Below are 12,022 nucleotides of genomic sequence, written 5' to 3'. Positions count from 1 at the left end.
GCGCAAGCGGGACATCCCTGTTTACACGAGTGCAACATGTCCAACCACGCGGAAGAGAGGTGGGGATCACAGTGCGGATCAGGAACTGGGTCGCGGTCGCCGGGGCGTTGGCGGTCGTCGTCCTCGTGCCGCCGCTGCTGACGTCCGGCGCGGACACCACGGCGTCGTTGCGCAGCCTGCGCGTGCTGGTGCCGAATGCGCCGGGCGGCGGTTACGACGTCACGGCGCGCACCGCCGCGAAGGCGATGGAGGACGCGGAGCTGATCCGCAACACCGAGGTGTTCAACCTGCCCGGCGCGGGCGGCACGGTCGGCCTCGGCCGGACGGTCAGCGAGCGCGGCAACGGCAAGCTCGTGATGTCCATGGGCCTCGGCGTGGTCGGCAGCGTCTACACGAACAAGGCGCCGTCGTCGTTGCTGGACACCACGCCGATCGCGAAGCTCATCGAGGAGCCGGACATCGTGGTGGTCGGCGCGGACTCGCCGTACCGGACGCTGGACGAGCTGGTCCGGGCGTGGCGGGCGGACCCGGGCGGGGTCACGGTCGGCGGCGGCTCGTCGCCCGGCGGCCCGGACCACCTGGCGCCGATGCTGATCGCCAAGGCGGTCGGGCTCGACCCGCGGCGGGTCAACTACATCCCCTACGACGGCGGCGGCGAGCTGCTGGCGTCGGTGCTGGGCGGGAAGGTGGCGTTCGGCGTGTCCGGCGTCGGCGAGTACCGCGACCAGATCGAGGCCGGGCAGCTCCGGGTGCTGGCGGTGACCAGCGGCGACCGGCTGCCCGGCGTGGACGCGCCGACGTTGCGCGAGTCCGGTGTGGACGTCGAGTTCAACAACTGGCGCGGCGTGGTGGCCCCGCCGGGCATCTCCGACGCGGACCGGGCCCGGCTGGTGGACCTGTTCACCGACCTGCACGGCACGCCGCAGTGGCGGGAGGCGTTGACGCGCAACGGCTGGACGGACGCGTTCGCGCCGGGTGACGAGTTCGGCGCGTTCCTGCGCGAGGAGAACGACCGGGTGGCGACCGTGCTCAAGGACCTGGGGTTGGCATGAGTGGAGGGTTGGGCGTGCGCAAGGCGGTGAACAAGCCCTTGAGCCGGGCGTGGCTGCGGGAGCGGTCGGAGCTGGGCGTGTCCGCGGTGCTGGTCGGGTTGGGCGTGCTGGTCCTGGTCGACGCGATCCGGATCCACACCGACTTCGCGCAGCGCGGCCCGGTGGGGCCGAAGGCGGTGCCGGTGGTGGTCGGCGTCGGGTTGGTCGTGGTCGCCGCGCTGCTGGCGCGGGACGTGCTGCGCGGCGGGCGCGGCGAGGCGGAGGGCGGCGAGGACGTCGACCTCTCCGCGCCGGCCGACTGGCGGACGGTGCTGCTGCTGTGCGGCGCGTTCCTGGCCAACGCGGCGTTGATCGGGGTGGTCGGCTTCCCGGTCTCCGGGGCGATCCTGTTCTGGGGCGCGGCCTACGCGCTGGGCAGCCGCGCCTTCGTGCGCGACCCGCTGCTCGCCGCCGGGCTGTCGGTGGCGACGTTCGTGCTGTTCAACAACCTCCTGGGCGTGCCGCTGCCCGGCGGGCCGCTGATTGGGATGTTCTGACGTGGACTCGTTCACCAACCTCATCGAGGGTTTCGCGACCGCGCTGACGCCGACGCACCTGGCGCTGGCGGCGTTGGGCGTGCTGCTGGGCACGGCGATCGGCGTGCTGCCGGGCATCGGCCCGGCGATGGCGGTGGCGCTGCTGCTGCCCGTCACCTACGGCCTGGAGCCGACCGGGGCGTTCATCATGTTCGCCGGCATCTACTACGGCGGCATGTTCGGCGGCTCGACCACGTCCATCCTGCTCAACACGCCGGGTGAGAGCGCGGCGGTGGTCGCGGCGATCGACGGCAACCCGATGGCGCGGAAGGGCCGCGGCTCGCAAGCGCTTGCCGCGGCGGCCATCGGGCACTTCGTCGGCGGCCTCATCGGCACGGTCCTGCTGGTCCTGCTCGCGCCGACGGTGGCGGAGTTCGCGGTGGACATCGGCGCGCCGGACTTCTTCGCGATCATGGTGCTGGCGTTCATCGCGGTCACGTCCGTGCTCGGCGCGTCCCGGGTGCGCGGCTTCGCCTCCCTGCTGATCGGCCTGACCATAGGCCTGGTCGGGCTGGACGAGATGACGGGCCAGCAGCGGCTCACGTTCGGCTCGCTGCACCTGGCCGACGGCATCGACGTGGTGGTGGTCGCGGTGGCCCTGTTCGCGGTCGGCGAGTCGTTGTGGGTGGCCGCCCACCTGCGGCGCAACCCGGCCCGGCCGATCCCGGTCGGCCGCGCGTTCCTGGGGCGGGAGGACTGGCGGCGGTCGTGGAAGCCGTGGCTGCGCGGTCCGCTGATCGGGTTCCCGTTCGGCGCGATCCCGGCCGGCGGCGCGGAGATCCCGACGTTCCTGTCGTACGTGACGGAGAAGCGGCTGTCCAAGCACCGCGACGAGTTCGGCAAGGGCGCGATCGAGGGCGTGGCCGGTCCGGAGGCGACGGCCAGCGCGTCGGCCGCGGGCACGCTGGTGTCGATGCTGACGCTGGGCCTGCCGACCACGGCGGTGGCGGCGGTGATGCTGGCGGCGTTCCAGCAGTACGGCATCCAGCCGGGGCCGCTGCTGTTCGAACGGGAGTCCGCGCTGGTCTGGGGCCTGATCGCGTCGCTGTTCATCGGCCTGTGCCTGCTGCTGGTGCTCAACCTGCCGCTGGCGCCGGTGTGGGCGAAGCTGCTGCGCATCCCCCGGCCGTACCTGTACGCGGGCATCCTGTTCTTCGCCAGCGTGGGCGCGTACGCGGTGAACGCCGACGTGTTCGACCTGCTGGTGATGTTCGTGATCGGCGTGCTCGGCTTCGTGATGCGGCGCTACGGCCTGCCCGTGCTGCCGGCGATCATCGGCGTGATCCTCGGCCCGGCCGCCGAGCAGCAGATGCGCCGTGCCCTGCAACTGTCGGACGGTTCCCTGACGGGCCTGGTCAACACCCCGTTCGCGCTGGTCGTCTACGGCATCGTGGTGGTCCTGCTGCTCTGGCCCCTGATCCACCGCCTGCTCCGCAAGCCGACCCCGCCGACCGGGGCCTCCCCCGAACCGGAGCGGCCGAAGGTCGACGCCTGACCCGACCCGCCGGCCGGGCTCCGTGCCAGGAGCCCGGCCGGCCTCGGCCTAGCCGGTGAGCAGGCCGTCCAGCAGCACGTCCAGGCCGGTTTTGATCCTGGCGGCCCCGTCGGCCCGGTGGGAGACCAGGTTCGCGGCCAGCGGGGCGAGCAGGGCGTCCGCGGTGAACGCGGCGTCCACGTCCGGGCGGGCCTGGGCGATCAGCGCGGTCAGGTGGCGGTGGTGCGCGTCGTACGCGCCGCCGAAGCGGGCGAACGGGCCGGTGGTCTCGGCCATCAGCAGCAGGTCCAGCTGGGCGAGCGTGCGGTCGACCAACGCGTGCAGGAAGGCGCGGACGCGCTCGGCGGGCGGCGCGCCGGGGCCGACGGGCGGCGGGCCGGTGAGGAACGCGGCCTGGAACTCCCGCTCCGAGGCGTCGATCAGCGCGTGGGCCAGTCCGGAGCGGTCGCCGAAGCGGCGGTAGAGGGTGCCGACGCCCACGCCCGACGCGGCGGCGACCTCGGCCATCGCGAGCCCTTCGATGCCCCGGTCGGCCACGATGTCGGCGGCGGCGGCCAGGATCTTCGCCCGGTTCTTGGCGGCGTCGGCCCGCTCGCGCGTCACCTCGGCAGCTTAACGACCTCGACAACCGGAACTGGTTCCGTTTAAGCTCAAGCGGAACCAGTTCCGGTTATTGGGGGAAGCACATGCTCGCAGGGAGATCGGCACTGGTCACGGGCGGCAGCCGCGGCATCGGGGCGGCGATCGCCAAGCGGTTGGCACGCGACGGCGCGAACGTCGTGATCACGTACGCGCGCTCGGCCGACCGCGCGGAGGAAGTGGTCGACGAGATCACGGCGATGGGCGCGCGGGCGCTCGCGGTGCGAGCCGAAGCGACCGACGCCGACGCCCTGCGCGCCGCCGTCACCCGCACGGTGGCCGCGTTCGGCGGGCTGGACGTCCTGGTGAGCAACGCGGGCGTCGCCGTCAGCGGGCCGTTCGAGGACGTCACCGCCGACGAGGTCGACCGGGTCCTCGCGATCCACGCCCGGGCGGCGTTCGTGCTGGCCCAGGCCGCCGTGCCGCACATGACGGCGGGCGGCCGGATCGTCGGCATCGGCAGCAGCCTGGCCGAACGGGTGCCGTACCCGGGCTGGGCGCTCTACGCGATGAGCAAGTCGGCGCTGATCGGGCTGACCAAGGGCCTGGCCCGCGACCTCGGCCCGCGCGGCATCACGGTCAACCTCGTGCACCCCGGCTCCACCGACACCGAGATGAACCCGGCCGACGGCCCGGACGCCGACGAGGAGCGCCGCCACACCGCGCTGGGCCGGTACTGCGACCCGGAGGACGTGGCCGCGACGGTCGCGCACCTGGTCGGCGACGGTGGGCGCAACATCACCGGCGCGGCGTTCGTGGTCGACGCGGGGGCGGTGGCGTAGCCGTGGCCTGGTGGCTGCTGCTCGGCGCGGCGTTGCTGGAGGTCGTGTGGGCCACGGCGGTGGGCCGGTCGGACGGTTTCACCCGTCCGTGGCCCACCGGGATCGGGATCGCGGCGGCGGTGACGAGCTTCGCGATGCTCGCGACCGCCATGCGCGACCTGCCCGTCGGCACGGCCTACGCGGTGTGGGTCGGGCTCGGCGCCGTCGGCGTGGTCCTGGTGGGCATCGCCGCCGGCGAGGGCACGTCACCGCTGCGACTGGCGTGCCTGGCGCTGATCGTCCTCGGCGTGGTGGGGCTCAAGCTGACCTGACCGGTGGGGCCGTGGTCGAGCGGACCACCAGCGACGGGTGCAGCAGGTGGCGCACCGGCTCGGTCCGCTCGCCGCGCACCCGTTGCAGCAGGGCCTCGGCGGCGAGCCGGCCGAACTCGTTGCGCGGCTGGTCGACCGTGGTCAGCGAGACGTGCCGCAGGGCCGCCAGCGAGGTGTTGTCGTACCCGACCACCGAGACGTCCCGCGGCACGCGGAACCCGGCCTCCTCCAGCGCCGAGATCGCGCCGACCGCGTTGAAGTCGTTGCACGAGACGATCGCGGTCGGCAGGTCGCCCACCAACCCCCGCACGGCGCGCGCGCCGCCCACGTCGGTGTACTCGCTGGCCACCACGCGCGGCGCGAGCCCGTGCGCCGCCATCGCGGCCAGGTACCCGCGCCGGCGGGGCGCGGACTGCGAGCCCCCGCCGCCGTCGAGGTGCGCGATCCGCCGGTGCCCCAACGACACCAGGTGGTCGACGGCCAACGCGATGCCGCGCTCGCCGTCGTCGTTCACCGTGTCCACGGTGGCCAGCCGGGACGACCGCGCCACCAGCACCACCGGCGTCTGCTCCGCCGCCCGGCCGATGTCCGCCGCCGGCACCACGGGCGAGAGCAGGGCGAGCCCCGCTGGCCGGAACGACAGCAGGCTCAGCAACGCCCGCCGCTCCCGCGCCGGACCGCGCCCGCCCGTGTTGAGGATCAGGTCGAAGCCGTGCCCGGTCGCCACCGCGTCCAGCCCGTCCACGACCTCCGCGAAGAACGCGTTGTGCAGGTCCGACACCATCACGCCGAGCACGTGCGAGGTGCGGCTGGCCAACGAGCGCGCCATCGCGTGCGGCGAGTACCCCAACTCGCCGGCCGCCTCGATCACGGCCGCCCGCCGTTGGGCGCTCACCTTCGGTGACCCCCGCATCACCAACGACACCAGAGCCCGGGACACCCCGGCGCGCGCCGCGACGTCGTCCATCGTGGGTCTGGCCAACGGTGTCTCCCTCCCGGGCGCGCCGGCGGACGTCACGAGCGGGGAACGCACCCTTGACACCCGTGTGACGGACGCTACAGCCTTAGAGCGCTCCAACGAATAGAGCGCTCTAACGCACGAGCACCTCTACCAGGACGGAGACGAGCGGGATGCGCATCGGAGTCGCCGGAGTAGGTCGGATCGGCACCATGCACGCCACCAACCTGGCCACCCTCGACGAGGTCGACGAAGTGCTGCTGTTCGACCCGGCGCCCGGCCGCGCGGCGCGGGCGTCGGCCCTCCTGCCCGGCACCAGGAGCGTGCCCGACCTCGACACCCTGCTCACCGGCAGTGACGGCGTCCTGCTGGCCACGCCCACCACCACGCACCCGGCGTTGCTGCGCGCGGCCGTCGCGGCGGGCGTGCCCGCGCTGTGCGAGAAGCCGATCGCGAGCCACCTGGACGAGATGCGCGCGTTGGTGGACGACGTGGAGGCGTCCGGCGTCGAGGTGCTGGTCGGGTTCCAGCGCCGGTTCGACCCGGCGGTGGCCGAACTGCACCGGCGCGTCCGCGCGGGCGACGTCGGCCACCTCTACCTGGTCCGCGCGCTCGGCAACGACGCCCGACCACCCGACCCGTCCTACCTGCCGCGGTCCGGCGGCATCTTCCGCGACCTGCTCATCCACGACCTGGACGCGGTGCCGTGGCTGGTCGGCGAACCGGTGGTGGAGGTGTACGCGTCGGGGTCCGTCCTGGTGGACCAGGCGTTCGCGGACGCCGACGACGTGGACAACGCCGTGGTGCTGCTGAAGTTCGCGGGCGGCGCGCACGCCGTGCTGGCCGGCGGCCGGCACGACCCGCTCGGCTACGACCACCGCATCGAGGTGCTGGGCAGCCGCGACTCGCTGGCCGTCGGCCTCGACCCGCGCACGCCGCTGACGTCGTTGGAGCCGGACGGCCCGAAGGCGGCCGACGCCTACCCCGGCTTCGCCGAGCGCTTCCACCGCGCCTACCTGGCCGAGGTGTCCGTGTTCACGCGGGTCGTGGCGGGCGCCGCGGCGAACCCGTCGCCCGCCCGGGAGAGCCTGGTCAGCCTCCGGCTCGCCGAGGCGTGCGAGCGGTCGCGGCGCTCGGGCGCACCCGTCCGGATCGGGACGGAGGTCGCCGCGTGAAGATCGCCGGTGCGCCCATCTCGTGGGGTGTGTGCGAGGTGCCGGGCTGGGGCGAGGTGCTCGACCCCGCTTCGGTGCTGGCGGAGATGGCGTCCCTGGGACTGCGGGCCACCGAACTCGGTCCGCCCGACTACCTGCCCGCCGAACCGTCGTCGGTGAAGTCCCTGCTGGACGAGCACGGCCTCGCGCTCGTCGGCGGCTTCCTGGCCGTCCCGCTGCACACCGGCGCGGAGTCCGCGGTGGACGAAGCCGGCCGGGTGGCCGCGCTGCTGGCCGCCGCCGGCGCGGAAGTCCTGGTGCTGGCCGCCGCGACCGGCCTCGACGGCTACGACGAACGCCCCGCCCTCACCGACCACGAGTGGCGCACCCTGGTCGACACCGCCGCCCTCATCCGCGACCACGCCGCCCGCCACGGCCTGCGCACCGCGCTGCACCCGCACGTCGGCACCCACGTCGAACGCGCCGCCGAGGTCGAGCGCTTCCTCGCCGACTCCGACCTCGACCTCTGCCTGGACACCGGCCACCTCCTCATCGGCGGCACCGACCCGGTCGACCTGGCCCGCCGCCACCCCCGGCGGATCGGGCACGTGCACCTCAAGGACGTCCGCGCCGACATCGCGGCCGACGTCCGTGACGGGCGCATCGGCTACACGGCCGCCGTGCGGCAGCGCATGTACGTGCCCCTGGGCGACGGCGACGTGGACGTGGCGGCCCTGGTGGCGTTCCTCGGGGACGCCGGCTACACCGGCTGGTACGTCCTGGAGCAGGACACCGCGCTCGGCGACGACACCCCGCCCGGCACACCGCTGCGGGACACCGCGCGCAGCCTCGCGCACCTCACCCGGATCACCGCCTGAATCCCAGCGAGGAGAGACAATGACGTCCACTCGAACGGCCCTGCGCGCGGGACTGGCCCTGACCGGGCTCGCGCTGCTGGCCGCGTGCAGCGGCCCCGGCGCGGAGAACACCGCCGCGACCACCGGCGCCGCGCCGGCCCAGGCGCCCACCGGTGACCTGCGCGTCGCCGTCGTCACCCACGGCACGGCCGGCGACGCCTTCTGGAACGTGGTGAAGAACGGCGCCACCGCCGCCGGCGAGCAGCTCGGCGTCACCGTCGACTACAACTCCGACGGCGACCCCGGCCGGCAGTCCACCCTGATCGACAACGCGGTGTCGCAGCGGGTCGGCGGCATCGTGGTCTCGATGGCCAACCCCGACGCGCTGAAGACCTCGGTCGAGAACGCCGTCAAGGCGGGCATCCCGGTCATCACCATCAACTCCGGCTCCGACCGCAGCGCGTCGTTCGGCGCGCTCGCCCACGTCGGCCAGGAGGAGGCCGTCGCCGGCGAGCAGGCCGGGCGCAAGCTCAAGGAAGCGGGCCGGACCAAGCTGCTCTGCGTGATCCACGAAGCAGGCAACGTCGGCCTCAACGACCGCTGCGACGGCGCGCGCGCCGGGTTCGGCGGCGCCGTCACCACCCTCCAGGTCGACATCAACAACCCCACCGACGTGGAGTCCCGGATCAAGGGCGCGTTGCAGACCGACCCGTCGGTCGACGGCGTGCTCGCGCTGAACCCCCAGGTCGCGGTGTCCTCGGTGAACGCGGTCAAGGGCGCGTCCTCGACGGCGGTGGTGGCCACGTTCGACCTCAACGCCGACGTCACCGCCGCGATCAAGGCAGGCGACGTGCTCTTCGCCGTCGACCAGCAGCAGTACGAGCAGGGCTACCTGCCCGTCGTGATGCTCAAGCTCTACCGCGACAACGCCAACACCGTCGGCGGCGGCAAGCCGGTCCTCACCGGACCCGGCTTCGTCGACCGGTCCACCGTGGACAAGGTCGCCGAGTACGCCGAGCGCGGCACCCGCTGAGGAGGACACCGGTGACCACAGCGCCCGCGGCGGCGCCCCCGGACGAGCGGGTCGGCCCCGCCCGGCTGCTCGACCGGCTGGTGCTGCGACCCGAGATCGGATCGCTGCTCGGCGCCGTGCTGGTCTTCGCGTTCTTCTCCGCGGCGACCGAGCGGTTCCTCAGCGCCGGCGGGGTCGCGACCTGGCTGGACGACGCGTCCACGCTCGGCATCATGGCGGTCGCGGTGGCGCTGCTCATGATCGGCGGCGAGTTCGACCTGTCGGCCGGCGTGCTGACCGCGTCCACCGCCCTCGTCACGGCGATCCTCGCGACCCGCCTCGGCTGGAACGTGTGGCTCGCGCTGCTCGCGTCGCTGGTGTTCGCGCTGGCGGTCGGCGCGCTGAACGGGTGGCTGGTGGTGCGCACCGGGCTGCCCAGCTTCATCGTGACGCTGGGGACGTTCCTCGCCCTGCAAGGGCTGAACCTCGGCATCACCCGCCTGGTCACCGGGTCCGTCCAGGTGTCCGGCATGCGAGCCGCGGAAGGCTACGCGTCGGCCGGGTTCCTGTTCGCGTCGACGTTCACGTTGGGCGGCACGGGGTTCTACGTGTCCATCGCGTGGTGGGTGCTGTGCACGGTCGTCGCCGCGACCGTGCTGCTGCGCACGCGGTTCGGCAACTGGATCTTCGCCGTCGGCGGGTCGCCGCTCTCGTCACGCGCGGTCGGCGTGCCCGTGGCGCGCACGAAGGTGCTGCTGTTCATGACCACCGCCGGCGCGGCGTGGCTGGTCGGGTCGATCAACATCCTGCGGTTCACCAGCGTGCAGGCCAACCAGGGCATCGGGCTGGAGTTCCAGTTCATCATCGCCGCCGTGATCGGCGGGTGCCTGCTGACCGGCGGGTTCGGCTCGGCCGTCGGCGCGGCGATCGGCGCGCTGATCTTCGGCATGGCCCGGCAGGGCATCGTCTACGCCAACTGGGACTCGGACTGGTTCCAGCTGTTCCTCGGCGTGATGCTGCTGGCCGCCGTGCTCGTCAACAACGCCCTGCGGCGGCGGGCGGAGAGGGTGCGGCGATGACGGCTCCACTGCTGCAGGCGCGCGGGATCGGCAAGACGTACGGCAGCGTGATCGCGCTGCGGGACGTGTCGACCGTCGTCAACGCCGGCGAGGTCACCTGCGTGCTGGGCGACAACGGCGCGGGCAAGTCGACGTTGATCAAGGTCCTGGCGGGCGTGCACCGGCACGACGCCGGCGAGCTCCTGGTCGACGGCTCCCCGGTGCGCTTCTCGTCGCCGCGCGAAGCCCTCGACCGGGGCATCGCCACCGTGCACCAGGACCTGGCCGTGGTGCCGCTGATGAGCGTGTGGCGCAACTTCTTCCTCGGGTCGGAGCCGACCACCCGGTTCGGCTTCCTCGACCGGCGGCGGGCCCGCGACGTGACGCGCACGGCGTTGGCCGAGCTGGGCATCGACCTGCGGGACGTCGAGCAGCCGGTGGGCACGCTGTCCGGCGGCGAGCGGCAGTGCGTCGCGATCGCGCGGGCCGTGCACTTCGGGGCGAAGGTGCTGATCCTGGACGAGCCGACGGCCGCGCTCGGCGTGAAGCAGGCCGGGGTGGTGCTCAAGCACGTGGCCCGGGCGCGCGACCGCGGGCTCGGGGTCGTGCTGATCACCCACAACCCGCACCACGCCTACCCCGTCGGCGACCGGTTCCTGCTGCTCAAGCGGGGGCGTGCGCTGGGGACGCACGAGAAGTCGCGGATCGGCCTGGAGGAGCTGACCAGGCAGATGGCGGGTGGGGCGGAGCTGGAGGCGCTGGCCCACGAGCTGCGCGGGGTCGACGGATGACGGTCGAGGTGCTGACCGTGGGCCGGGTCGGGGTGGACCTCTACCCCGAGCAGAGCGGCGTGCCGCTGGCGGAGGTGCGGACGTTCGCCAAGTCGCTCGGCGGGACGGCCACGAACGTGGCGGTGGCGGCGGCGCGGCTGGGCCGCTCGTCGGCGGTGCTGACGAAGGTCGGGCCGGACGGCTTCGGCCCCTACGTGCGTTCGGCGCTGGAATCCTTCGGCGTGTCGTCCTCGTACGTGGGAACCGCCCCTGACCTGCAAACCCCGGTCGTGTTCTGCGCCCTGGACCCACCGGAAGACCCACCACTGCTGTTCTACCGCGCGCCCCTGGCCCCGGACCTCTCCCTCACCCCGGAGGACGTGCCGTGGGACCTGGTGGCCGACGTCCCACTGCTCTGGGTGACCGGCACGGGCGTCTCCGCCTCACCCGCCCGGGAAACCCAACGACAGATCCTGCGCCACCGCTCCCGCCGCACCCACACCGTCCTGGACCTGGACTACCGCCCGATGTTCTGGCCGGACCCCTCGACCGCGCGCCGCGAGATCGACTGGATGCTCGACCACGTGACGGTCGCCGTCGGCAACCGGACCGAGGTCGAGGTGGCGGTGGGGACGTCGGACCCGGAGGAAGCCGCCACCCGCCTCCTGTCCCGCGGCGTCCGCCTGGCCGTCGTGAAGCTGGGCGGCTCGGGCGTCCTCGTCGCGACCGCCACCGACTCCTGGACCGTTCCGCCGCATCCCGTGGACGTGGTCTGCGGCTTGGGCGCGGGCGACGCGTTCGGCGGAGCCCTGGCCCACGGCCTCCTGTCGGGCTGGCCCCCGGACCGGACCGCCCGCTACGCCAACGTCGCCGGCGCCCTGGTCGCGGCCCGCCTGGCCTGCGCCGACGCCATGCCGACCGAGCCCGAGATCGAGGCCCACCTGTGAGAACACCTCGACAGGCACCAACCCCCACCCCGTGCCAAGATCAATCGCCCCCGATCCACCTGGCGACACGATCGGGTGAACATGGCCCGAAAATGTACGGAAACACCGTTACCGCCCCTCGGTTAAACGAAGACCGAGCGCCCGACAACCACCCCCCATACCCACCCACAACCCCCCGATCACCCACCCACCCCCCGACCATCGCCACCCCCACTCCCACCCCGACCCCCGCTCCCCCCTCCACCCCGACCTCCTCCACAACCACCCCGACCCTCACCCCGTCCAACCCGACCACCTCCCAACCGCGCCCAGCTACCACAGCCACCGCAGCACTCCCGCCAGCCGCAGCACACTTGCCGGCCGCACTGATCCAGGCGACCGCAACGCGCTTGCCGAACCCACCGGCCCCGCC

At 73.4% G+C, this 12,022-nt stretch carries 13 protein-coding genes; 11 read left to right on the top strand and 2 right to left on the bottom strand.

Translation table 11 applies throughout. From position 1 onward, the window contains the following. The first annotated feature begins 71 nt into the window (after nt 1–71). Genes ACQPYE_RS39230 through ACQPYE_RS39220 form a run of 3 tightly spaced genes read left to right on the top strand, consistent with a single transcriptional unit; the run spans nt 72 to nt 3,122 of the window. Nucleotides 72–1,052, top strand: coding sequence for a Bug family tripartite tricarboxylate transporter substrate binding protein (locus ACQPYE_RS39230; RefSeq protein WP_498718148.1), 981 nt, complete (start codon nt 72–74; stop codon nt 1,050–1,052). Continuing rightward, on the top strand, nt 1,049–1,588 hold the full coding sequence (locus tag ACQPYE_RS39225; RefSeq protein ID WP_498718147.1) for a tripartite tricarboxylate transporter TctB family protein: 540 nt from the start codon (nt 1,049–1,051) through the stop codon (nt 1,586–1,588). The genes ACQPYE_RS39230 and ACQPYE_RS39225 overlap by 4 nt, the downstream gene beginning before the upstream one ends. 1 nt (nt 1,589) lies before the next feature. Then, the gene (locus ACQPYE_RS39220; protein ID WP_498718146.1) at nt 1,590–3,122 is read left to right on the top strand and encodes a tripartite tricarboxylate transporter permease; all 1,533 of its coding nucleotides are present in this window, start codon (nt 1,590–1,592) and stop codon (nt 3,120–3,122) included. A 48-nt stretch (nt 3,123–3,170) separates the two neighbouring features. Here ACQPYE_RS39220 and ACQPYE_RS39215 read toward each other — a convergent pair whose 3' ends face one another. Then, nucleotides 3,171–3,725, bottom strand: coding sequence for a TetR/AcrR family transcriptional regulator (locus tag ACQPYE_RS39215; protein ID WP_498718145.1), 555 nt, complete (start codon nt 3,723–3,725; stop codon nt 3,171–3,173). Nucleotides 3,726–3,808: 83 nt separating this feature from the next. On the opposite strand from ACQPYE_RS39215, the gene ACQPYE_RS39210 reads away from it, so the two are divergent. Both ACQPYE_RS39210 and ACQPYE_RS39205 read left to right on the top strand, forming a co-directional pair. Then, nucleotides 3,809–4,543: an SDR family NAD(P)-dependent oxidoreductase gene (locus ACQPYE_RS39210; protein WP_498718144.1), complete on the top strand. Its 735-nt coding sequence runs from the start codon at nt 3,809–3,811 to the stop codon at nt 4,541–4,543. Between the two features lie 2 nt (nt 4,544–4,545). After that, the gene (locus tag ACQPYE_RS39205) at nt 4,546–4,854 is read left to right on the top strand and encodes a DMT family transporter (RefSeq protein WP_498718142.1); all 309 of its coding nucleotides are present in this window, start codon (nt 4,546–4,548) and stop codon (nt 4,852–4,854) included. Here ACQPYE_RS39205 and ACQPYE_RS39200 read toward each other — a convergent pair. Then, the gene (locus ACQPYE_RS39200; protein WP_498718141.1) at nt 4,841–5,836 is read right to left on the bottom strand and encodes a LacI family DNA-binding transcriptional regulator; all 996 of its coding nucleotides are present in this window, start codon (nt 5,834–5,836) and stop codon (nt 4,841–4,843) included. The genes ACQPYE_RS39205 and ACQPYE_RS39200 overlap by 14 nt on opposite strands. Before the next feature lie 149 nt (nt 5,837–5,985). On the opposite strand from ACQPYE_RS39200, the gene ACQPYE_RS39195 reads away from it, so the two are divergent. The 6 genes from ACQPYE_RS39195 to iolC are packed head-to-tail and all read left to right on the top strand — an operon-like array spanning nt 5,986 to nt 11,610. After that, on the top strand, nt 5,986–6,987 hold the full coding sequence (locus ACQPYE_RS39195; protein WP_498718140.1) for a Gfo/Idh/MocA family protein: 1,002 nt from the start codon (nt 5,986–5,988) through the stop codon (nt 6,985–6,987). Further along, the gene (locus ACQPYE_RS39190; protein WP_498718139.1) at nt 6,984–7,844 is read left to right on the top strand and encodes a TIM barrel protein; all 861 of its coding nucleotides are present in this window, start codon (nt 6,984–6,986) and stop codon (nt 7,842–7,844) included. The genes ACQPYE_RS39195 and ACQPYE_RS39190 overlap by 4 nt, the downstream gene beginning before the upstream one ends. A 19-nt stretch (nt 7,845–7,863) precedes the next feature. Beyond that, on the top strand, nt 7,864–8,856 hold the full coding sequence (locus tag ACQPYE_RS39185; protein WP_498718138.1) for a sugar ABC transporter substrate-binding protein: 993 nt from the start codon (nt 7,864–7,866) through the stop codon (nt 8,854–8,856). A gap of 11 nt (nt 8,857–8,867) precedes the next feature. Continuing rightward, entirely contained in the window at nt 8,868–9,914 is a 1,047-nt protein-coding gene (locus tag ACQPYE_RS39180) for an ABC transporter permease (RefSeq protein WP_498718137.1), read from the top strand. Continuing rightward, the gene (locus tag ACQPYE_RS39175; RefSeq protein ID WP_498718136.1) at nt 9,911–10,684 is read left to right on the top strand and encodes an ATP-binding cassette domain-containing protein; all 774 of its coding nucleotides are present in this window, start codon (nt 9,911–9,913) and stop codon (nt 10,682–10,684) included. Before ACQPYE_RS39180 ends, ACQPYE_RS39175 begins: the two co-directional genes overlap by 4 nt. Next, nucleotides 10,681–11,610 (top strand): 5-dehydro-2-deoxygluconokinase, encoded by a 930-nt coding sequence (gene iolC / locus ACQPYE_RS39170; protein ID WP_498718135.1) that lies wholly within the window; start codon nt 10,681–10,683, stop codon nt 11,608–11,610. The genes ACQPYE_RS39175 and iolC overlap by 4 nt, the downstream gene beginning before the upstream one ends. Nucleotides 11,611–12,022: the final 412 nt, after the last annotated feature.

Source organism: Actinosynnema sp. CA-299493 (assembly GCF_050946825.1).
Taxonomy (GTDB): domain Bacteria; phylum Actinomycetota; class Actinomycetes; order Mycobacteriales; family Pseudonocardiaceae; genus Actinosynnema.
The sequence above is the reverse complement of the archived record's forward strand: the minus strand, read 5'-3'. Positions and strand labels throughout refer to the sequence as shown.